This is a genomic window from Streptomyces sp. NRRL S-340, from assembly GCF_000720185.1.
In the GTDB taxonomy this organism is placed as follows: domain Bacteria; phylum Actinomycetota; class Actinomycetes; order Streptomycetales; family Streptomycetaceae; genus Streptomyces.
In genome coordinates, this window is the sequence record NZ_JOIY01000046.1 from 35,001 (window position 1) to 56,176 (window position 21,176).

Annotated in this window: 17 protein-coding genes; 8 read left to right on the plus strand and 9 right to left on the minus strand. The window is 72.3% G+C overall.

Going from position 1 to position 21,176, the window contains the following annotated elements:
* Window positions 1-188: 188 nt before the first annotated feature.
* Entirely contained in the window at window positions 189-2,435 is a 2,247-nt protein-coding gene (locus IG64_RS30330; protein ID WP_420710010.1) for a SpoIIE family protein phosphatase, read from the plus strand.
* Between the two features lie 121 nt (window positions 2,436-2,556).
* Here IG64_RS30330 and IG64_RS30335 read toward each other — a convergent pair whose 3' ends face one another.
* On the minus strand, window positions 2,557-4,965 hold the full coding sequence (locus IG64_RS30335; RefSeq protein WP_037862015.1) for a transglycosylase domain-containing protein: 2,409 nt from the start codon (window positions 4,963-4,965) through the stop codon (window positions 2,557-2,559).
* A 269-nt stretch (window positions 4,966-5,234) separates the two neighbouring features.
* Here IG64_RS30335 and IG64_RS30340 point away from each other — a divergent pair, with 269 nt between their 5' ends.
* The 5 genes from IG64_RS30340 to IG64_RS30360 all read left to right on the plus strand — a co-directional run bounded on the left by IG64_RS30340 (window position 5,235) and on the right by IG64_RS30360 (window position 10,307).
* The gene (locus IG64_RS30340; RefSeq protein WP_037862017.1) at window positions 5,235-6,173 is read left to right on the plus strand and encodes an SPFH domain-containing protein; all 939 of its coding nucleotides are present in this window, start codon (window positions 5,235-5,237) and stop codon (window positions 6,171-6,173) included.
* Window positions 6,170-6,475, plus strand: a complete 306-nt coding sequence (locus IG64_RS30345) for a hypothetical protein (RefSeq protein ID WP_051813510.1) — start codon at window positions 6,170-6,172, stop codon at window positions 6,473-6,475. Before IG64_RS30340 ends, IG64_RS30345 begins: the two co-directional genes overlap by 4 nt.
* 231 nt (window positions 6,476-6,706) lie before the next feature.
* A complete protein-coding gene (locus tag IG64_RS30350) occupies window positions 6,707-7,231 on the plus strand; it encodes a PadR family transcriptional regulator (RefSeq protein ID WP_037862019.1) in 525 nt (174 codons plus the stop codon).
* Window positions 7,228-7,917 carry an ABC transporter ATP-binding protein gene (locus IG64_RS30355; protein ID WP_037862020.1) on the plus strand — a complete coding sequence of 230 codons (690 nt, stop codon included), beginning with the start codon at window positions 7,228-7,230 and terminating at the stop codon, window positions 7,915-7,917. Before IG64_RS30350 ends, IG64_RS30355 begins: the two co-directional genes overlap by 4 nt.
* Window positions 7,914-10,307: an FtsX-like permease family protein gene (locus tag IG64_RS30360; protein WP_051813512.1), complete on the plus strand. Its 2,394-nt coding sequence runs from the start codon at window positions 7,914-7,916 to the stop codon at window positions 10,305-10,307. Before IG64_RS30355 ends, IG64_RS30360 begins: the two co-directional genes overlap by 4 nt.
* A 126-nt stretch (window positions 10,308-10,433) precedes the next feature.
* Here the strand turns inward: IG64_RS30360 and IG64_RS30365 are convergent, their stop codons facing one another.
* Window positions 10,434-11,393 (minus strand): LysR substrate-binding domain-containing protein, encoded by a 960-nt coding sequence (locus IG64_RS30365; protein ID WP_078884311.1) that lies wholly within the window; start codon window positions 11,391-11,393, stop codon window positions 10,434-10,436.
* 133 nt (window positions 11,394-11,526) lie between these two features.
* Here IG64_RS30365 and IG64_RS30370 point away from each other — a divergent pair, with 133 nt between their 5' ends.
* Window positions 11,527-12,081 (plus strand): peroxiredoxin, encoded by a 555-nt coding sequence (locus IG64_RS30370; protein WP_037862022.1) that lies wholly within the window; start codon window positions 11,527-11,529, stop codon window positions 12,079-12,081.
* Between the two features lie 3 nt (window positions 12,082-12,084).
* A complete protein-coding gene (locus tag IG64_RS30375; protein WP_037862023.1) occupies window positions 12,085-12,618 on the plus strand; it encodes an alkyl hydroperoxide reductase in 534 nt (177 codons plus the stop codon).
* Between the two features lie 331 nt (window positions 12,619-12,949).
* On the opposite strand, the gene IG64_RS30380 is transcribed toward IG64_RS30375, so the two are convergent.
* The 7 genes from IG64_RS30380 to IG64_RS30410 all read right to left on the minus strand — a co-directional run.
* Window positions 12,950-14,347: an AI-2E family transporter gene (locus IG64_RS30380; protein ID WP_051813514.1), complete on the minus strand. Its 1,398-nt coding sequence runs from the start codon at window positions 14,345-14,347 to the stop codon at window positions 12,950-12,952.
* A gap of 126 nt (window positions 14,348-14,473) precedes the next feature.
* On the minus strand, window positions 14,474-15,166 hold the full coding sequence (locus tag IG64_RS30385) for a transglycosylase SLT domain-containing protein (RefSeq protein WP_199811682.1): 693 nt from the start codon (window positions 15,164-15,166) through the stop codon (window positions 14,474-14,476).
* A 428-nt stretch (window positions 15,167-15,594) separates the two neighbouring features.
* Window positions 15,595-16,920, minus strand: a complete 1,326-nt coding sequence (locus IG64_RS30390; RefSeq protein ID WP_037862025.1) for a PhoH family protein — start codon at window positions 16,918-16,920, stop codon at window positions 15,595-15,597.
* A gap of 337 nt (window positions 16,921-17,257) precedes the next feature.
* The gene (locus IG64_RS30395; RefSeq protein ID WP_037862026.1) at window positions 17,258-18,031 is read right to left on the minus strand and encodes an isoprenyl transferase; all 774 of its coding nucleotides are present in this window, start codon (window positions 18,029-18,031) and stop codon (window positions 17,258-17,260) included.
* Window positions 18,032-18,805: 774 nt separating this feature from the next.
* Window positions 18,806-19,591, minus strand: a complete 786-nt coding sequence (locus IG64_RS30400) for a methyltransferase domain-containing protein (protein ID WP_037862027.1) — start codon at window positions 19,589-19,591, stop codon at window positions 18,806-18,808.
* Window positions 19,592-19,668: 77 nt separating this feature from the next.
* Complete coding sequence (locus tag IG64_RS30405) at window positions 19,669-20,547, minus strand: LLM class flavin-dependent oxidoreductase (RefSeq protein WP_037862028.1); 879 nt, start codon at window positions 20,545-20,547, stop codon at window positions 19,669-19,671.
* 29 nt (window positions 20,548-20,576) lie between these two features.
* Window positions 20,577-21,176, minus strand: a 600-nt coding sequence (locus IG64_RS30410; protein ID WP_051813516.1) for a prepilin peptidase, incomplete at its 5' end; no start/stop codon positions are given.

Genomic DNA, 21,176 nt, shown 5'->3' on the forward strand with positions numbered 1-21,176 from the left:
TATGTCACCGAGGGGCGGCAGGACGTGAGCGAGGGGTACCAGGGCACGACCCGAGCGGGGCGCATACGGCCCGCCGGTGGCACAGGAACAGCCTCTGACCACGCCGGAATTCCGTTCCCGGGGCACGTGTTCCGGGTATCGGGTCTTCGGCGGGACGAACCGCGCGCCCGGCGCGCGGCCCCGGACGGATGGATGCGACACGCGTGACGGAGCAGCCGACCTCCTTCGAACGCCCCCAGCCGGGCGCCGACCCCACGGACTCCCGTGGGGCCCTTCTGCGTACCCCGCAGCCGCCGCAGACGGCGTTACCGCTGCAGTCGCGCGCGGAGGGCGCGACCCCCTGTCCCGCGGCGCGCGCCGCGCAGGGCGAGCCCTCCGGGGCCGCCCCGCGTTCCGGCACGGCGACCGCCGCCGACGGTTCGGCCGGGGCCGGGTCCGAGCATTCCCAGCCCGCCTCCGCCGAGCCCGATCCGCACCGGCCGCGCCCCGCCCCGGAGGGCATTCCCGCCCAGCCGGAGGCGACGGCGCGTACCGCCGGCGGCGCGGGGACGGCCCGTACGGTCCCCGCGGACCCCGTGCCTCCGGCGGGTCCCGCGGACCCGGCGGTCTCCTCGGGCACCGCGGCCCCCGACGCGGCGGGCCCGCCCGGCGGGCCGGACCGGCAGGGATCCGACGGGCCGGACCGGCGGACCGGGCAGGGCCTGCCGCCGGGGCGGCCGCTGCCGATGCGCCGCGACGGCGACCGGCTGCGGTTCGTGGGCGCGGCGACGCGGCGCATCGCGCGCGGTATGGACCTGGACGAGATCGTCATGGGTCTGTGCCGGGCGACCGTGCCGACGTTCTCCGACGCGATCCTGGTCTATCTGCGCGAGCCGCTGCCGGTGGGCGACGAGCGGCCGGTGGGCCCGCTCGTGCTGCGGCTGCGCCGCACCGACCGGATCCCGGCCGACCGGGACCTGGAGGCCGGGTTCCTGCCCGTGCCGCCGCCCGAGCAGCCGGCGGAGCTGTCCGTGGTCACCAACGAACTGTGCGAGGTACGGCCCGGCAGTGCGCTCGGTGAGGTGCTGCGCGGGGTGCGGCCGGTGTTCACCGACACCCCGTCCGCGGGCGCAGCGCTGGCCGAACTCCTCGGCGAGGACTCGGAGCTGGCGGTGCCCGGCGGGCAGCGCACGATCCTCGCGCCGCTGCGCGGGCGGCGCCGTGTCATCGGTGCCGCGCTCTTCCTGCGGCGCCCCGACCGCCCCGCGTTCGAGGCCGACGATCTGCTGGTCGCCGCCCAGCTGGCCACGCACAGCGCGCTCGGTGTCGACAAGGCGGTGCTGTACGGGCGTGAGGCGTACATCGCCGACGAACTGCAGCGCACCATGCTGCCGGAGACGCTGCCGCGCCCCACGGGTGTACGGCTCGCGTCGCGCTATCTGCCCGCCGCCGAGACGGCGCGGGTGGGCGGCGACTGGTACGACGCGATCCCGCTGCCCGGCAGCCGGGTCGCGCTCGTCGTCGGTGACGTGATGGGGCACTCCATGACGTCTGCGGCGATCATGGGCCAGCTGCGCACGACCGCGCAGACGCTGGCGGGCCTCGACCTGCCGCCGCAGGAGGTGCTGCACCACCTGGACGAACAGGCGCAGCGCCTGGGCACCGACCGCATGGCGACCTGCCTGTACGCGGTCTACGACCCGGTCTCGCACCGCATCACCATCGCCAACGCCGGCCATCCGCCGCCCGTGCTGCTGCACCTGGGGGGCCGGGCCGAGGTGCTGCGGGTGCCGCCGGGCGCGCCGATCGGTGTGGGCGGCGTGGACTTCGAGGCGGTGGAGCTGGACGCGCCGGCCGGTGGCACGCTGCTGCTGTACACCGACGGTCTGGTGGAGTCCCGGCTGCGGGACGTGTGGACCGGCATAGAGCAGTTGCGCGAGAAGCTGGCGGCGACCGCGCAGCTCACCGGGCCCGACCATCCACCGCCCCTGGAAGCCCTGTGCGACGAGGTGCTGGACATGCTCGGCCCGGGTGACCGGGACGACGACATCGCGCTGCTGGCCGCCCGTTTCGACGGGATCGCGCCGAGCGACGTGGCGTACTGGTTCCTTGAGCCGGAGGACTCCGCTCCGTCGCGGGCGCGCCGGCTGGCCCGCCGGGCGCTGGCGCGCTGGGGTCTGGAGGAGCTGACCGACTCGGTGGAGCTGCTGGTCAGCGAGGTCGTCACCAACGCGGTGCGGTACGCCTCCCGCCCGGTGACGCTGCGGCTGCTGCGCACGGACGTGCTGCGCTGCGAGGTCGGCGACGACGTGCCGCAGCTGCCGCGGCTGCGGCAGGCGCGGGCCACCGACGAGGGCGGCCGGGGCCTGTACCTGGTGAACAGGCTGGCCCGGCGCTGGGGCGCGACCCGGCTGAGCACCGGCAAGGTGGTGTGGTTCGAGCTGCACCGCGGCTGACCGTACGGGCCGGGAAGGCCGGGAGGACGAGGGCGACGCCCTCGTCCTCCCGGCCTTCCCGGCTTTCCGCCGTCGTGCTCCCGGCTTCCCGGCCGCCGTCTGCGCGGTGTCCTGGCGTCGGCTACTGCCCGGGCATCCGGTCGTGCAGGTGCTGCTGGTCGTTCGGGTCGAGCGGGTTGTCCGTCGAGGTGCTGGTCGACGGGTCGGGCGCGGTCGGCGAGTGACTCGGCGACATCGACGGCGAGTGGCTGGGCGACTGCGTCGCCGAGTGGCTCGGCGGCGGCTGGCTCGCGGAGTGGGACGGCTGCGTCGGCGAGTGGCTCGGCGACATCGACGGCGAGTGGCTGGGCGACTGGGTCATCGACGGCGTCCGGCTCGGCATCTGCTTGGCCGCGCCCTGCGTGGTGTCCAGGTCGAACTTGCTGGTGTCACCCATGACTCCGAAGGTGTACCCGGCCCAGATCTGCGCCGGGTAGCCACCGCCGTTGATCCGTCCGCTGCCCGGGAGGAGTCCGGTGGCGCCGGTCATCGAGGTGTGCTTGCTGGTCTTGGGGTTCTCACCGAACAGCCCGACCGAGGTGACCAGGCTGGGCGTGTAGCCGGTGAACCAGGCCGACCAGTTGTTGTCGGACGTACCGGTCTTGCCCGCCACCTGCTGGCCGTCGCGCAGCGGGTTGTCGGCCACCGACGTCCGCGCCGTACCGTCGTCGACCACGCCGGTCAGGACCGAGGTGACCGTGTCGGCGGCCTCGCGGCTGATGACCTGGTCCCCGATCGGGTCGGTGACGGAGACCTTCCGGGTCCGGTTCTCGGCGGCGGCGATGATGCCGGGGGTGACCTTCTTGCCGTGGTTGTCGAGGGTGGCGTAGATCCCGGCCATCTCCAGGGGGCTCGCGCCCATGGAGCCGAGGGTCTGGGCGGGCACGGCCTGCATGCCCTCGGTGTCCATGCCGAGTTTCTTCGCCGTCGCCATCACCTTCTCCATGCCCACGTCGACACCCATCTGCGCGAAGACGGAGTTGACGGACTTGTTCATGGCGGACTGGACGGTGATGTTCCCGTAGCTGACGTCGTCCTCGTTGGGCGGCGCGAAGCCGACCTTGGCGCCGTGGTCGACGACCGGGCGTTCGCTGGTGCCGTCGTAGATCGTGTTGGCGTCGATCGGCAGGCCGTCCTGCGTCTTGGCGCCCTCGTCCATGGCGGCGGCCAGGATGACCGGCTTGAACGTGGAGGCCGGCTGGAAGTCCCGCCGGGTCGCGTTGCTGATGTAGTGCTTGAAGTAGTCCTGGCCGCCGTACAGCGCGACGATGCGGCCGGTCTTCGGGTCGACGGAGACCGCTCCGGCCTGGACGTCGGCGTCGACCTTGCGCTTCTTCGGGTCGAGCTTGCTGGTGAGCTGCTTCTTGACCGAGTCCTCCAGCGCGGCCTGCTTCTTGCGGTCGATGTTCAGGGTGATGGTCCACCCCCGGTCCACGACCGCGGCCTCCGCCTGGGACTGCGTGATGCCCTGTTCCTTCATCAGCTGCTGTTCCAGCTGCTTGTTGGCGAGTTCGATCAGGTAGCCCTTCTGGCCCTCGCGGCCGGGCGCGCCCTTGGGCTCCTTGGGCACCGGGAACTTCATCGCCTGGCGCTTGCCGGCATCGAGCCAGTGCTGCTTGACCATGTTGTCGAGGACGTAGTTCCAGCGGGCCTGCACCAGCCGCTTGCCGTTGGGACCGGCCACCGCCCAGTCGTACTGGCTCGGCGCCTGGAGCAGCGCGGCCAGGTAGGCGCCCTGTTCGACGGTCAGGTGCTGGGCGTCGACGCGGTAGTAGGCCTGGGCCGCGGCCTGGATGCCGTAGGCGCCGCGGCCGTAGTAGCTGGTGTTGATGTAGCCGGCGAGGATCTCGTCCTTGCTCTCCCGCTGGTCCACCTTCAGGGAGATGACCAGTTCCTTCAGCTTGCGCGTGACGGTCTGGTCCTGGGTGAGGTAGTAGTTCTTGACGTACTGCTGGGTGATCGTCGAGCCGCCCTGGGTGCCCTTGCCGGTCAGGGTGTTGAGCAGACCGCGGGCGGTGCCTCGCAGGTCGACACCGGAGTCGTGGTAGAAGGACTTGTTCTCGGCGGCGACGAAGGTGTGCTGGACGTCCTTGGGCACCTTGTCCAGGGAGACGCTCTCGCGGTTAATCTCGCCGTCCCGGGCGAGGATGGTGCCGTCGCTGTACTTGTAGACGTTGCTCTGCCGCTCGGCGGCGGCGTTGCCCTTGGGTATGTCCACCAGCATGTAGAGCACGACGAAGGCGCCGATGCCGAGCAGGCAGACGCCGAGGAAGGTGCCGAGGATCTTCTTCCAGGTGAACAGGCGGCGTATGCCGCTCTTCCTGGCCTTGGCGGGCCGGGCCGCCGCGCGCCGGGCCGCGGCCCGGCCGCCCGCAGCGCCGCCGGTTCCGCCGCCGTCCCCGACGCCGGTCGCCGGTGTCACGGTCGAGCGCCGGGGCGCCGCGCGGCGGCCACCGCGCTGTCGCGCTCGTCTTTCTTCCGCTCGTCCCATGCGTCCGTTCGCTCCGCTTCCGTCTCGGATGTCTCGGCTGTCACTCGCATACGTCGTTCAGGTCAGCTCAGAAAACTAACACCGCTCTCTGTGACAAAGGGGCCCTGATCCGGGCCTTCGGGGACGTGACAATCAGCACCCGGCCCCAAGTGAACCGACGTCCGGGAGGGTTCGGGGGTTGCCGTCCGCCGTTAAAGTGATATCACTTAGATAGGCAGGAGCTTCTACGACTGCCGTTCGCACGCTCCACGAGAAACGGGGGACCCTCCATGTCCGCAGCCACTCCGCCCGCGGTGACCACGGCCGGCGCGCCCGAGATGCCCGCACCCCGGGTGCGGGAGTTCGCGGCGCACAGCATCAAGGGCGGCCTGGCCCTGCTGCTCGGCCTGCTCGGCCTGCTCGCGGCCGTGGCCCTGGTCGCCGGAGGGGCGAGCCTGACCGGCGGCGGCAAGGCCGCGCTGATCGTCGCCGGCGTCCTGGTCGGCATAGCGGCGCTGCTCGCCATGGCGGGGCTGAACATGGTGGCGCCGGGCGAGGCGAGGGTCGTCCAGCTCTTCGGGCGCTACCGGGGCACCATCCGCGAGGACGGCCTGCGCTGGGTGAACCCGCTCACCTCCCGCGAGAAGATCTCCACCCGCGTCCGCAACCACGAGACCGCCGTCCTGAAGGTCAACGACGCCTACGGCAACCCGATCGAGCTGGCGGCGGTCGTGGTCTGGAAGGTCCAGGACACCGCGCAGGCGTCCTTCGAGGTGGACAACTACCTGGAGTTCGTCTCCACGCAGACCGAGGCCGCGGTGCGGCACATCGCCATCGAGTACCCCTACGACGCCCACGACGAGGGGGGCCTGTCCCTGCGCGGCAACGCGGAGGAGATCACCGAGAAGCTCGCCGTCGAGCTGCACGCGCGCGTGGAGGCGGCCGGGGTGCGGATCATCGAGTCGCGCTTCACCCACCTCGCGTACGCTCCCGAGATCGCCTCCGCGATGCTCCAGCGGCAGCAGGCGGGCGCGGTCGTCGCGGCCCGGCGCGAGATCGTGGACGGCGCGGTCGGCATGGTCGAGGCGGCGCTCGCCCGCATCGCCGAGCAGGACATCGTGGAACTGGACGAGGAGCGGAAGGCGGCGATGGTGTCGAACCTGATGGTGGTGCTCTGCGGGGACCGGGCACCGCAGCCGGTGCTCAACACGGGGACGCTCTACCAGTGACCCCGGCGACGGATCCCTCCGAGGGGAGCCAGGGGGCCGAGGGGACCACGGGAGCCGAGGGGGCCGCCGAAGCCGCCCCCCGGCGCCGGCCGCAGCAGCGCAAGCAGGTGCTGCTGCGGCTGGACCCCTCGGTGTACGACGCCCTCGCGCGCTGGGCGTCGGACGAACTGCGCTCGGCCAACGCCCAGATCGAGTTCCTGCTGCGCCGCGCCCTCGCGGACGCGGGCCGCCTGCCGGGCGGGACCGGCCCGCTGCCCCGCCGGGGCCGGCCCCCGCGCAGGACACCGCCGGGACCGCAGTAGCCCCGGCAGCCACCGCCTCCGGCCCAGCGACGGCGCGCCCCCGGCCGGGGGACGCGCCGCCCGGCCCGCACAGGGCGGCGGCCACCGGGCCTCCAGGCCCGCCCGCGGCCCGTAGCAGAACCGTGACAAACGCCTCCCACCTGCGGTTCCACCCTCCACCCTGACACCGGGCCACCCACTGCACACCCGGCGTATACATCGTGCGTATACACGGTGTGTAGAGTGCTCCGCATGTCCATCGGTCACACCCTTCTGGGGCTCCTGGAGTCCGGACCGCGCCACGGCTACGACCTGAAGCGGGCCTTCGACGAGACGTTCGGTCACGACCGGCCGCTGCACTACGGCCAGGTCTACTCGACGATGTCGCGGCTGCTGAAGCACGGTCTCGTCGAAGTCGACGGGATCGAGGCCGGCGGCGGCCCCGAACGCAAGCGCTACGCCATCACCGCGGCCGGCATCACGGACGTCGAGCAGTGGCTGGCCACGCCCGAGAAGCCCGAGCCGTACCTCCAGTCGACCCTCTACACCAAGGTCGTCCTGGCCCTGCTCACCGAGCGCGACGCGGGTGACGTGCTGGACACCCAGCGGGCCGAGCACCTGCGCAGCATGCGGATCCTGACCGACCGCAAGCGCAAGGGTGACCTGGCCGACCAGCTGATCTGCGACCATGCCCTGTTCCATCTGGAGGCCGATCTGCGGTGGCTCGAACTCACCGCCGCGCGCCTCGAAAAACTCCGTGAGGCGGTGACCCGGTGACTCCTCCCCCCGGCTCCCTGTTGTCGGCCCAGGACCTGCGCAAGGCCTACGGCCCCACCACCGCGCTGGACGGCGCCGAGTTCTCCATCCACCCCGGCGAGGTCGTCGCCGTGATGGGACCCTCCGGGTCCGGCAAGTCCACGCTGCTGCACTGCCTCGCCGGGATCGTCACCCCGGACTCGGGCTCGATCCTCTACGACGGCCGGGAACTGGCCACCATGTCCGACGCGCAGCGCAGTGCGCTCAGGCGCTCGGAGTTCGGCTTCGTCTTCCAGTTCGGCCAGCTCGTGCCCGAGCTGACCTGTGTGGAGAACGTGGCCCTGCCGCTGCGGCTGAACGGCACCCCGCGCAAGGAGGCCGAACGCACCGCGCTCACCTGGATGAGCCGGCTGGAGGTCGACGACCTCGGCAAGAAGCGGCCCGGCGAGGTCTCCGGCGGTCAGGGGCAGCGCGTCGCGGTCGCCCGCTCGCTGGTCACCGGTCCCCGGGTGCTGTTCGCCGACGAGCCGACCGGCGCACTCGACTCGCTCAACGGCGAGCGCGTGATGGAACTGCTCACCGAGGCCGCCCGGTCCACCAACGCCGCCGTCGTGCTGGTCACCCACGAGGCACGGGTGGCCGCGTACTCCGACCGCGAGATCGTCGTCCGCGACGGCAAGTCACGGGACATGGAGCGCGTCGTATGAGTGCCCACCCGGCGCCCCCCGCCACCCGGCCCGAGGCGCCGCGCGCCTCCTCCCTCGTCCAGAGATGGGCGCGCGACCTGCGCATGGGCGCCAAGTTCGCCTTCACCGGCGGGCGCGAGGGCTGGACCCGGGTGCTGCTGACGGCCGTCGGCGTCGGGCTCGGCGTCGCGCTGCTGCTGCTGACGACCGCGCTGCCGACCGCGCTGTCGGTCCGGCACGAACGCGACCAGGCCCGCTCCGACTACACGTACAGCCAGAAGATCAAGCCCAAGGCCGACAACACGCTCGTCATCTCCGACATCAACACGACGTTCGGGGACAAGGACATCCGCGGCCGGCTCGTGGAGCCCGAGGGACCGCGCGCCCCGCTCGCGCCCGGACTCAGCAGTTACCCGGCACCGGGTGACATGGTGGTCTCCCCCGCGCTGAAGAAGCTGCTCGACTCCGACGACGGCAGGCTGCTGCGCGGCCGGCTGCCCTACCGGGTGACCGGGACGATCAGTGAGAGCGGGCTCATCGGTTCGCAGGAACTCGCCTACTACGCCGGCGCAGAGGGCCTGGCCCCGCACATCAACGGCTGGCAGACCGCGCGGATCAGCGAGTACGGCTCGCCCCACCGGACGCCCGAGCGCCAGGACCCGGTCCTGATCCTGCTGGTACTGGTCGTCTTCGTGGTGCTGCTGATGCCGGTGGCGGTGTTCATCACGGCGGCCGTGCGCTTCGGCGGCGACCGGCGCGACCGCAGACTGGCCGCACTGCGGCTGGTCGGCTCCGACAGCCGGATGACCCGCCGGATCGCGGCGGGCGAGGCCCTGGCGGGCGCCCTGCTCGGCCTGGTCTTCGGCGCCGTCTTCTTCCTGCTCGGCCGCGAGGCCGCGGGGTCGGTGGAGATCGTGGGCATCAGCGTGTTCCCCAGCTACCTCAACCCGTCTCCGGCGCTGGCCGCGCTGGTCGCGGTCGCCGTCCCGGCGGCAGCGGTGCTGGTGACCCTGCTCGCGCTGCGCGGAGTGGTCATCGAACCGCTCGGTGTGGTCCGCACCGCCAAGCCCACGCGGCGCCGCCTGTGGTGGCGGCTGCTGCTGCCGGTGGCCGGCCTGGCGATGCTCGCCCCGATGATGGGCAAGGGACGCGGCGACGGCGACTTCAACCAGTACCTGGTGTCCGGCGGTGTCATCCTGCTGCTGATCGGGGTGACCGCGCTGCTCCCGTGGATCGTGGAGGCGGTCGTCGCCCGGCTGGGCCGCGGCTCGGTCTCCTGGCAGCTGGCCGTGCGGCGACTCCAGTTGAACAGCGGCACCGCGGCCCGCACGGTGAACGGCATCTCGGTCGCGGTGGCCGGCGCCATCGCCCTGCAGATGCTGTTCGCCGGGATCGAGGGCGACTACACCAAGGTCTCCAAGAACGACCTCGACCGGGCGCAGATCCAGGTGCAGCTCTCGCACGGGGTCGCGACCGACCCGGCCCTCGCGAAGTTCCGGCAGACGCCCGGGGTACGCAAGGCCGTCGCGCTGGCGAACGCCCGCGTCGGCAGCACGACCGCCGCCTCGCCCGACGGCCCCAAGCAGAGTTCCGAGGTGACCATCGGCGACTGCGCGGCGCTGCGCGAGGTGGCGGCCCTGTCCTCCTGCCGTGACGGTGACGTCTTCGCCGTCCAGGGTGCCAAGTACGACACGGACACCCCGGCCCTGGCCAAGCCCGGCAAGAAGCTGTACATGGACACGTCCCAGGGGATGGAGGCCCCCCACGAGGTGCGCTGGACGGTGCCGCGGGGCCTGAAGAAGGTCCGCGCCATCACGGACCCCACGGGCATGGAGCACGGCGGTTTCCTGCTGACGCGGGGCGCACTGCCGGCCGCGGCCGGGCAGCCCTCCGCCCAGGTCTACGTCTCGATCGACGCCTCCGTGCACGACGTGCACGAGTACGTGCGCAACACCGCGGCGGACGTGGACCGGTTCGCGGACGTGATGGTCTGGACGGCCAGCCAGCAGTCGGAGAAGTTCACCTCCATCCGCACCGGGCTGCTCGTCGGCGCCACCTGTGTGCTGGCGCTGATCGGCGCGAGCCTGCTGGTCTCCCAGCTGGAGCAGTTGCGCGAGCGCAGGAAGCTGCTGTCGGCGCTGGTCGCCTTCGGCACCCGGCGGCGCACGCTGAGCCTGTCGGTGCTGTGGCAGACCGCGGTCCCGATCGCCCTCGGCCTGCTGCTGTCGCTGGCGGTCGGCCTGACGCTGGGCGCGGTGCTCCTGAAGATGACGGCCACGGCACTGAGCATCGACTGGCCGAGCGTGCTGACCATGACCGGCATGGGCGCGGGGATCGCCCTGGCGGTGGCCGTGCTCAGCCTGCCTCCGCTGCTGCGGATGATGCGCCCGGAGGGCCTGCGCACGGAGTGACCTCCGGCCGGCCCCCGTCCGCCCCGGGCCCCTTTCCTCCCACCGGGAGGCGAGGGGCCCTGGCGCGTTCGGGGCGGTGTGCGCCGGGGGGGGGACGGCCGCCCGGGGGCCGGGGCGGCCGGCGGCTCAGTCGTCGGAGTCGAGCACTCGTACGGGCAGCGCCCGCAGGTCGGTGCGCAGGGCGGCGGCCAGCTCCCGGTACTCCGCGCCTCGGGCGGCGCCGGTGCGCATGGCGAGGGCGATCCGGCGGGCGGGGGCGGGGTCGGCGAAGGAGCCGGTGAGGAGCTGGTTGCTGCGGGAGATCTCCACCTTGAGCGCGGTGCGCGGCAGCAGCGTGCAGCCGAGGCCGCCCGCGACGAGCTGGACCAGCGTGGACAGCCCGGCGGCGGTGGTGGTCACCGGCGCGTCCTCGCGGCCCGCCTCGCGGCAGATGTCCAGGGCCTGGTCGCGCAGGCAGTGCCCCTCGTCGAGGAGCAGCAGGTTCAGTTCCTTCAGGGCCTCGCGCGGTATGCCCTCCCGTCCGCCGAGCCGGTGGTCGAGCGGGGTGACGAGCACGAAGTCCTCGTCGAAGAGCGGGAGTTCGGTGACGCCGGGCACGCCGAGCGGCACGGCGAGCAGCAGCAGGTCGAGCCGTCCGCCGGACAGTCCCTCCAGCAGGCTCGCGGTCTGCTCCTCGTGGACCTGGAGGTCGAGGTCGGGGTAGCGGTCGTGGACGAGGCGCAGGACGGTGGGCAGCAGGTAGGGCGCGACGGTGGGGATGACGCCGATGCGCAGCACGCCGGTGAAGGGCGCCCGGACCGCCTCGGCGTCCTCGATGAGCGCCCCGACCTCGTCCAGGACCGCCTTGGCCCGCACCGCCAGACGCTCACCGGCGGGCGAGAGCAGCACCCTGCGCGTCGTACGCTCGACGAGCGTCACGCCGAGGGTGTCCTCCAGGGCGGAGACGGCGCCGGAGAGCGCCGGCTGGCTCATGCCGATCGCGGCGGCGGCGTCCCGGAAGTGCAGGTGCTCGGCGACGGCCGCGAAGGCGCGCAACTGGGAGAGGCTGGGCAGGCTCCTGCGCCTGGCGGCATTGCCGACGGTCACTGATAACCACCTCCGATCAACCCGACCGAGTGTAGCTATTTCCGTAATCAATTGACTCTGTGCCAACATCATGAGGGTCCAACCCATGGGAAACACGGGCAAAGCCGGTGTTTCTTCGCTGCAAGGAGAGCGTGTGCTCACTGTCGGTGACAAGTTCCCCGAGTTCGAACTGACCGCCTGCGTCTCGCTGGAGAAGGGCAAGGAGTTCGAGAAGATCAACCACAAGACCTACGAGGGCAAGTGGAAGGTGATCTTCGCTTGGCCCAAGGACTTCACCTTCGTGTGCCCCACCGAGATCGCGGCCTTCGGCAAGCTGAACGACGAGTTCGCCGACCGCGACGCCCAGGTCCTGGGCTTCTCCGGTGACTCGGAGTTCGTCCACCACGCCTGGCGCAAGGACCACCCGGACCTGCTCGAGCTGCCCTTCCCGATGATGGCCGACTCCAAGCACGAGCTGATGCGCGAGCTGGGCATCGAGGACGAGGAGGGCTTCGCCAAGCGTGCGGTCTTCATCGTGGACCAGAACAACGAGATCCAGTTCACCATGGTGACGGCGGGCTCGGTCGGCCGTAACCCCAAGGAGGTCCTGCGGGTCCTGGACGCGCTGCAGACCGACGAGCTGTGCCCGTGCAACTGGAGCAAGGGCGACGAGACCCTCGACCCGGTCGCGCTGCTGGCTGGTGAGTGAGGCATGTCCCTCGACTCCCTGAAGTCCGCCGTCCCGGACTACGCCAAGGACCTCAAGCTCAACCTGGGCTCGGTCATCGGCAACAGCGACCTGCCCGCGCAGCAGCTGTGGGGCACGGTGCTGGCCACGGCCATCGCCTCGCGGTCGCCGATCGTCCTGCGCGAGCTGGAGCCGGAGGCGAAGGCGAACCTGTCGCCGGAGGCGTACACCGCGGCCAAGTCCGCGGCGGCGATCATGGCGATGAACAACGTCTTCTACCGCACCCGGCACCTGCTGTCGGACCACGAGTACGGCACCCTGCGCGCCGGTCTGCGGATGAACGTCATCGGCAACCCCGGCGTCGACAAGACCGACTTCGAGCTGTGGTCCTTCGCGGTCTCGGCCATCAACGGCTGCGGCATGTGCCTGGACTCGCACGAGCAGGTCCTGCGCAAGGCGGGCGTCGAGCGTGAGGTCGTCCAGGAAGCCTTCAAGATCGCTTCGGTGATCCAGGCCGTCGGTGTGACGCTGGAGGCGGAGGCCGTCCTCGCGGAGTGATTCCGTGGAACGCCGCAGGAGGGGCCCCGCCCGGGCATCGGGTGGGGCCCCTTCCGCGTTGCCGGGGCGGGACACCGGGGTGGTGCCGCCCGTGCGGCGGGCCACGCACTGCTACGGAAGCCGCGTGCCCGGGAGCAGGGCCAGGACGCCGTCCCGTCTCCCGCCCTCACCGGCCGTCCGGGCCCGCGCGGGCGGCCGGGTGCGCCGCGGTGGTGTGCGCCTTGGCGGCGGGGGCCGCCCGCCGCGGTGGTGTGCGCCTCGGCGGCGGGGACCGCCTCCCCCGCCCGGAAGGCCAGGATCCCGGCCCGGGCCTCGGCGCCGTCCGGCTCGGCTACGTCTCCTCGGTGGGCGTCGGCGGCTCGGACGGCCCTCCGTCCGGCGGAGCGGTCGCGGCGGGCGCCGCCACCGGTGCCGCGTCCGCCTCCGTGGCGGCCGCCGGTGCCGTACCCGGCGCGGGGGCTCCTGTGGCCGCCGCGGCCGCCCGCGGCCGGGCGTGCCGCAGTGCCGCCTCCCGGGAGTACTGGCGCAGGTAGCCCACCACCGTGTTGGTGACCGCCACCAGCGGCACGGCCACCACCGCCCCGCCGATCCCCGCGATCATGCCGCCCGCCGCGACCGACAGGACGACCGCCAGCGGATGCACCCGCACCGCGCGGCCGAGGATGAACGGCTGGAGGACGTGCCCCTCGATCTGCTGGACGGCGAGCACGACGACCAGCGTCATCACGGCGGTGAACACGCCCTGGGTGACCAGCGCGACGACCACCGCGAGCGCGCCCGACACCACCGCGCCCACCAGCGGGACGAAGGCGAACAGGAAGATGAACACGGCCAGCGGCACCGCCATCGGCACGTTCAGGAAGTAGATCCCGAGGCCGATGAAGATCGCGTCGATCAGCGCCACGATCACCGTGCCGCGCACGTACGCCGTCAGCGTGCGCCAGGCGCGCGGGCCGGCCCCGGCCACGCCCGGACGGGCCGCCGCCGGCACCAGCTTCAGCGTCCACTCCCAGATCCGCCGCCCGTCGTAGAGCAGGAACAGCGTCGAGAACATCGTCAGCAGGATCCCGGTCAGGGCCTCCACGATGACCGTGACGCCCTCCAGGCCGGCGGACGTTATCTGGTCGGTGTTCGCGCCGATGGCGTCCCGCAGGCTCTTGGCGATCTGGTTGATCTGCTTGTCGGTGACGTGGAAGGGGCTGTTCAGCAGCCACTTGCGCAGTTCGTCGATGCCGTCCTGGATCTGGTTGGAGAGGTTGTCGATGTTCTCCATGACCTGCCAGGTCACGAACCAGCCGATCAGGCCCATGATGACGAAGCCGAGGATCGCGGTGAGCGCGGTGGCCGGCCCGCGCGGCAGCCCGTGGCGCCGCAGCCGGGCCACCGTGGGCTGGAGCAGGGCCGTGATGAGCAGCGCGGCGACGAAGGCCAGCACCACCAGTTGCACGGCGCTGATGACCTTCATCAGCACCCAGACGGTTCCGGCGAGGACGAGCACGCGCCAGCCGGCCTCCGCGGCCACCCGCACCCCCCAGGGCACGGCCTGGGCGGGGTCGGGACGGGCGGGGACGACGGTCACGTGATCGACGGGCAGCACCGGGTCCGCGGACGGCTCCGGCTCGGAAGCGGAGTGGTCCTTCTCCACCTCGGCGCGACGCTCGTCCAACCGCTCACCCATCTCGGTCAGTCCGGCACCGAGCCGGCCGAGCCACCCTGGAACTCGCGACATGATCCGTCCTCTTCCCCCGTCCTTGACCACCACGCCCCCTGGAGTCGTTCCGACAGACGCTACATGGCAAAAGCCCCTCCCCCTAGGACGGGGAGGGGCTGCGCGGGGTTGAGCACGCCGGGCGGCTCAGTAGTTGTGGTTCACCTGCCAGTACGACCAGGCGTCGCACGGGCTGCCGTAGCGGACGTTCATGTAGTTGAGGCCCCACTTGATCTGCGTGGCCGGGTTGGTCCGCCAGTCGGCGCCCGCGGACGCCATCTTGCCCGCCGGCAGCGCCTGGACGAGGCCGTAGGCGCCCGAGGAGGGGTTGACCGCCTGGTAGTTCCAGGTGGACTCGTGGTTCACGATGTTGCTGAAGCACTGGAACTGGCCGCTCGGCACGATCTGCCGGGCGATCGCCTGCACCTGGGCCACGGTGTAGGAGCCCTGGACGGGGAAGTCGGAGGCGTCACGCGTGCTGCGGGTGGTCGCCTTCTTCTGCTCCTCCCGCTCCTTGGCCTCCTTGGCCGCCTTCTCGGCGGCCTCCTTCTTCGCGATCGCGGTCTCGGCGGCCGCCTTGCGGGCCGCCTCCTCGGCGTCCTTCTTGGCGCTGGCGTCCGCGGCGATCGCCTGGGCGTCGGCCTGCTGCGTGAGGGACGCGGTCTGCACGGGGGCCTGCTGGCCCACCGGGATGTCCGCGAGGAGGGTGGCGTCGGCTGCCATCGCTTCGGCGTCGTTGTTCTGCGCGGTGCTGCCCGAGGCAACACCCACGACGCTTCCGACGGCGGTGACCGCGGTGGCGGAGGCCACTGCGAGTCCCCGGACCGAGATCCGGCTCACACGGTTTCCTTCCAGCATCGCCCGCTTCGGTGACCCTCGCGGACGCGATCGTGCCCCTGGCACTGGCCTCCCAACTACGGGTCACGGAGGCACGGGCCCGGTGGACAACTCCCGTGACGGGAGAGCCGCGTGGTGCTTCGGGCGGCATACGACGCCGTTATGGAGTTGAGGGTGGTGCTCTGGGGGCGCTGCGCCGCTGGGGGCACAACTGTGTCGTATGCGGGGCCTGACAGGAATGAGACTCTGCCGTAACCGAACGCCGAGAGGCAATTCTGAGTTGCGTGGGAAAGCTCACACCACGTTCGGCCCACGGGATTCCGGGAAAGGCCCACGCGCGACGGCGCCGCCCGGCTAGGCTCTCGGCCTTTGCCGGACGGCGCCAACTCCCGCACATATGCCCCCAAGTGGAGCAGTTGTGCGAACGACGGTCAGAGGTGCCCGTCCTCCAGCATTTCGGTCACCAGGGCGGCGATCTGCGACCGCTCGGACCGGGTCAGCGTGACGTGCGCGAAGAGCGGATGCCCCTTCAGTTTCTCCACGACGGCGACGACACCGTCGTAGCGGCCGACCCGCAGGTTGTCCCGCTGCGCCACGTCATGGGTGAGCACCACCCGCGAGTCCGCGCCGATCCGGGACAGCACCGTCAGCAGGACGTTGCGCTCCAGGGACTGCGCCTCGTCCACGATGACGAACGCGTCGTGCAGCGACCGGCCGCGGATGTGCGTGAGCGGCAGCACCTCCAGCATCCCGCGCGCGGTGACCTCCTCGATGACCTCGCGCGAGGTGACGGCCGACAGCGTGTCGAAGACGGCCTGCGCCCACGGGCTCATCTTCTCCGCCTCGGTGCCGGGCAGATAGCCCAGCTCCTGCCCGCCGACCGCGTACAGCGGGCGGAAGACCATCACCTTCTGGTGCTGGCGGCGCTCCAGCACCGCCTCCAGGCCCGCGCACAGCGCCAGCGCCGACTTGCCGGTGCCGGCCCGGCCGCCCATGGACACGATCCCGACGTCCGGGTCGAGGAGCAGGTCGAGCGCGATCCGCTGCTCGGCGCTGCGGCCCTTGATGCCGAACGCCTCCCGGTCCCCGCGCACCAGACGCACGGCACCGTCGGGGGTGACACGCCCCAGCGCCTTGCCGCGCTCCGAATGGATCGTCAGCCCGGTGTGCACGGGCAGCCCGGCGGCCTCGGGGACGTGGAGGTGCCCCTGGTCGAAGAGGATGTCCACCTGTTCGGCGGGCAGGGTCAGTTCGGCCATGCCGGTCCAGCCGGAGGCGTCGGTGATGGCGAGTTCCGCCCGGTACTCCTCGGCGAGGAGTCCCACGGAGGACGCCTTGATCCGCAGCGGCAGGTCCTTCGAGACGACGGTGACGTCGTACCCCTCGGCCTGCAGGTTGCGGGCGACCGCGAGGATGCGCGAGTCGTTGTCCCCCAGGCGGTAGCCGGTGGGCAGCACGCTGGGGTCCGAGTGGTTCAGCTCGACCCGGACCGTCCCGCCGAGGTCCCCGATCGGGATGGGGGCGTCGAGGCGACCGTGCCGGACCCGGTAGTCGTCCAGCAGGCGCAGGGCCTGCCGGGCGAAGTAGCCGAGTTCGGGATGGTGCCGCTTGGCCTCCAGTTCCGTGACCACGACGATGGGGAGCACGACCTCGTGCTCGTCGAAGCGGGTCAGGGCGTTCGGGTCCGCCAGCAGGACGCTGGTGTCGAGAACGTAGGTGCGCCGGTCTGGCTTGTGGCGCTTTGTGCTGGTCACCACGGAAGGACGTACCCCCTCGGATGAGGTCGGGGAGCGACGAGGTGGATGCCGGGCCGGGAGGGTGGGGGCATCGGGGCCGGTCGCCGGCCGCGATGTGCGGGCCGGGAACCGGCCCTCCACGTCTTCGTCCGCACTGTGACCGCACGGTCGCGCTGGTGCAACGGGCCTCCCGGGCGGACGGCCCCGAGCCGCCCGCTGAGATCCGACACCCGGGGTTCGGGTGTCGACCTGCCTGGGTTATGCCCTCGAACGTGCACCGCCATGCAGGAGCGGGGCACGGCGCACGGATGAACTCCTCGTGAAGACGGGTACGGGCCCGGCGGGCCGTCCGGCCGGGTCAGCCGCCGTAGCGGCGGTGACGGGCCGCGTAGTCGCGCAGCGCGCGCAGGAAGTCGACCTTGCGGAAGGCCGGCCAGAAGACCTCGCAGAAGTAGTACTCGGAGTGCGCGGTCTGCCAGAGCATGAATCCGGACAGCCGCTGCTCGCCGCTGGTGCGGATGACCAGATCGGGGTCGGGCTGGGCCCGGGTGTAGAGGTGCCGGCCGATCATCTCGACGTCGACGGCCTCGGCGAGGTCCTCCATGGACACGCCCCGGTCGTGGGCGTCGTGCAGCATGGAGCGCACGGCGTCGGCGATCTCCTGGCGCCCGCCGTACCCGATGGCGACGTTGACCACTATCCCCTGGACGTCGGCGGTGGCCTCCTCGGCCTCCTTGAGGACGGCCTGCATGCCGGAGGGGAGCAGGTCCATGGTGCCGACGTGGTGCACGCGCCAGCGGCCGTCGGCGGCCAGCGAGCGGACGACGTCCTCGATGATGCCGAGCAGCGGGACCAGCTCGTCCTGGGGCCGGTCGAAGTTGTCCGTGGACAGCAGCCAGAGGGTGACGACCTCGACGTCCGTCTCGGTGCACCAGCCGAGGAACTCCTCGATCTTGTCGGCGCCGGCCCGGTGTCCGTGCACGGTGGTGGAACCCGAGGCCTTCGCCCAGCGACGGTTGCCGTCCATGATGACGCCGATGTGCTTGGGCACCTGAGCGTGGTCCAGGTGGCCTTCCACCCGGCGCGCGTACAGCCTGACCAGCAGGCTGCGCAGCTTGTCGCGCAGGTTCACGTGTTCGTCAGCCCCTCCGTATGGATCGGACAGGCGCGGCCGGGGGCGTTCCCTGCCCGTGCGGCGGCCTCGTCCGTATGGCGGTCCCCGGGGCGAAGCCTACCCCCGGCACCCCCAGGGTCCCCCAACGGGCGTTCACGCGCGCCCCGGCGTCCGGCCGCTCCCTGACCCGTGCTCCGCGCCGCACGGGCACCGGTGCCGAGGAGGCGGAGGGGGCGGAGGGGACGGAGGGAAGCGGAAAGAAAAACGGGCCGGTCCGTGGGGGGGAGACGGACCGGCCCGAGGGGGGGTTTCCACCATAACCCTTCGTAAGTGATGCTGCGTGCATCAGCGCGCCACAACTACTCTCCGGAATCACCCGGCGACGGGCCGACGAGTACGGAACCTGCCATTCCCTGGCCGGTCCTGGCCGGATCACAGCGAATTCACAGGGAAATTCGGCCGGATGAGACAGGATGTGAAGGGTTTGCGCCATCTGAGGAGCGCTCGGCGAGTTGTCCTCGCTTACCCCTCCCGGGCGACCCCGCCGTTCACACCCGCTTGACGCCGAGAGCGCTCGGGGCCGCGTACGGCCGGGCGGGGCACGGCGGCCGCCATCAGGGGGCCCGGCGCCGCGCAGCCCCCTCCACTGCGCGATGCCACCCGCGCGGCTTTGCTCACGCGAATTTCGTTGGTCTGAACTTACGCCAGACGGAGCAGTGACGGGAGAGGAAAGCGATAACGATGTGGAAACTGTGGCTGCCGGGGAGGGCCACCGGGGCCGTCGCGGGCCCCTCAGCGCGGCTTGCGGGCCTCGAAGAGATGGCGGGTGCTGTGCGCCACGAACGGGCCGTCGGCGGTCATCCGCTCGTGCAGCTCCCGCAGCCGGGGCTCGTACGCCTCCACCGTGAAGCCGGGGACCATCCAGACCACCTTGCGCAGGAAGTGCACGACGGCCGCGATGTCGTGGAACTCCATGCGCAGCCGCTCGGACCGCAGGGCGGCCACCTCGAGACCGGCCGCCTCGGCCTGTGCCCGCTCCTGCTCGGGGTGGCGGGCCCGGCGGACCTCCTCGGGCTGCGGGCCCAGGAAGTACTCGACGAGTTCGAAGACGCTGGCCGGTCCGACGTGCTGGGCGAAGTACGTACCGCCGGGGCGCAGCACGCGGGCGATCTCCGTCCAGTGCGGGCGGACGGGGTGCCTGCTGACGACGAGGTCGAAGGCGCCCCGGGCGAACGGCAGGGGCGCGTCCTCGTCCACGGCGACGACCACGACACCGTGCGGGCGCAGCAGTTCGGTGGCCTTGGCCACGTTGGGCGGCCATCCCTCGGTGGCGGCCAGGAGCGCCGGGACGCGGGCGGCCCGGCCGAGGGCGAAGCCGAACACCTCCCCTCCCCCGGTCTGCACGTCGAGCACGGCCTCCGCGGTGGCCAGCCGGCCGGCCACCGACACGGCGTACCCCCAGGAGGGCCGTTCCTCGGTGGCGCGCCCCGCGAACCACGAGAAGTCCCACCCCTCGGTGGGCACGGCCGCCCCTTCTGCCACGAGGTCCTCGAACGTACGGTCCTGACGGTCTGCCATGGCAGCGATCTTCCCAGGTACGGGCCTGGACCGCCGCCGGATTACCGGCCGCCGCCGCTCCGCGCGTTCCGGTCCCGTCAGGACACCAGCGGGCGCACCTGCCGGGCGGCGAACCGGACGAAGCCCTCCGGGTCGGGTTCGTCGGCCGTCGGCTGGAGGACCACCGTGTCGGCACCGGCGTCGGCGAGCGCCGACACGGCCTTGGCGACGTCCGGGGCGTCACCGGCGACCCCCAGCCCGGGGACGGCCGACAGCCCCTCGGCGGCCAGCTCGGCCCGCAGCCGCCGCTCGGCGTCGGGGCCGGTGGCGGTGAGCAGGTAGACGACGACGCGGTGCGGGTCGTCGCGGCCCGCTGCCTCGCGTCCTTCGTCGATGAGCCGGCGGGCCCGGCGGACCCCCTCCGCGGAGGTGGCGATGGTCAGGATCGTGCCGTCGGCCGCCTCACCGGACAGGCGGAGCGTGCGCGGCCCGGTGGCGCCGGCGAGGACCGGGACGTCGCCGCCCGCGGGCGGCGGCCAGTCCAGGGCCACGTCGGTCAGCCGCACGTACCGGCCGTCCGTGGTGACGCGCTCACCGCCCAGCAGGGCGCGCAGCGCGTCCAGGTGCTCGCGCAGCAGCGTCAGCGGGGACTCGGCGCGCGCCCCGACCTGCCCCATCCAGTCCTGCACGCCGTGCCCGACGCCGAGCCGGGCGCGGCCGGGGAAGAGCCGGTGCAGCGTGGCCGCCTCCATCGCGGTGACGGCGACGTTGCGCAGCGGCACGGGCAGCAGGCCGACGCCGACCCGGACCCGCTCCGTCCAGGCCAGGGCGGCGGCGGCCGTGGAGATCCCGCCCTCCAGGAAGCAGTCCTCCCACAGCCACAGCTCCTCCAGCCCCGCCTCGTCGGCGAGGCGGGCGATCGAACGCAGCCGCTCGGGGGGCAGTTGGGGGCGGAAGACAACGCCGAGTCCGGTCATGCGGCCCTCCTCCCCACGTCCCGCCCGTCTCATGCCACGGCAGCCGCCCCCAGCAGCACTCCCGTGAACGCACCGCCGATCATGAACGGTCCCAGCGGCATCGTCGCGCCGCGCCCCGCCCCGCGCAGCACGATCAGCCCCAGCCCGTACACGGCTCCGTAGAACAGCCCGGCGAAGCCGCCCGTGACCAGCACCGGCCAGCCGTACCAGCCGAGGACCGTGCCCAGCGCGAGGGCCAGCTTGACGTCGCCGAAGCCCAGGCCGGCCGGGTTGACGAGGAAGAGCACGAAGTAGCAGGCGCCCAGCGCCAGACCGCCGAGCAGCGCTCCCGGCCAGGAACCGGAGGCGGCGGGTGCGAGCGCGGCGACGCCCAGCAGCGCCGCGGTCGCGGCGGCCAGCGGCAGGGTCAGGACGTCCGGGAGCCGGTGGACGCGGTGGTCGACGAGCGCGAGCAGCACACCGGTCGGCGCGGCGAGCAGCCAGACCGCCGCCTCGGGGCGCGGCCCGGTGGCGGCGGCGAGGGCCGCGCACACGAGCGCGGTGACGGCGGTGACGAGGGGGGTGCTGGGGCCGTATGCGGCGCAGTGCGGGGTGGCGGTGCGGGTGGGGTGGGGTGTTCCGGAGGCGGG

Excerpts from the sequence above, each read along its gene's own strand:
- IG64_RS30330 (WP_420710010.1), top strand. The coding sequence starts at position 189 with ATGGATGCGACACGCGTGACGGAGCAGCCGACCTCCTTCGAACGCCCC.
- IG64_RS30335 (WP_037862015.1), bottom strand. The coding sequence starts at position 4,965 with ATGGGACGAGCGGAAGAAAGACGAGCGCGACAGCGCGGTGGCCGCCGC.
- IG64_RS30340 (WP_037862017.1), top strand. The coding sequence starts at position 5,235 with ATGTCCGCAGCCACTCCGCCCGCGGTGACCACGGCCGGCGCGCCCGAG.
- IG64_RS30350 (WP_037862019.1), top strand. The coding sequence starts at position 6,707 with ATGTCCATCGGTCACACCCTTCTGGGGCTCCTGGAGTCCGGACCGCGC.
- IG64_RS30360 (WP_051813512.1), top strand. The coding sequence starts at position 7,914 with ATGAGTGCCCACCCGGCGCCCCCCGCCACCCGGCCCGAGGCGCCGCGC.
- IG64_RS30375 (WP_037862023.1), top strand. The coding sequence starts at position 12,085 with ATGTCCCTCGACTCCCTGAAGTCCGCCGTCCCGGACTACGCCAAGGAC.
- IG64_RS30380 (WP_051813514.1), bottom strand. The coding sequence starts at position 14,347 with ATGTCGCGAGTTCCAGGGTGGCTCGGCCGGCTCGGTGCCGGACTGACC.
- IG64_RS30400 (WP_037862027.1), bottom strand. The coding sequence starts at position 19,591 with ATGGCAGACCGTCAGGACCGTACGTTCGAGGACCTCGTGGCAGAAGGG.
- IG64_RS30405 (WP_037862028.1), bottom strand. The coding sequence starts at position 20,547 with ATGACCGGACTCGGCGTTGTCTTCCGCCCCCAACTGCCCCCCGAGCGG.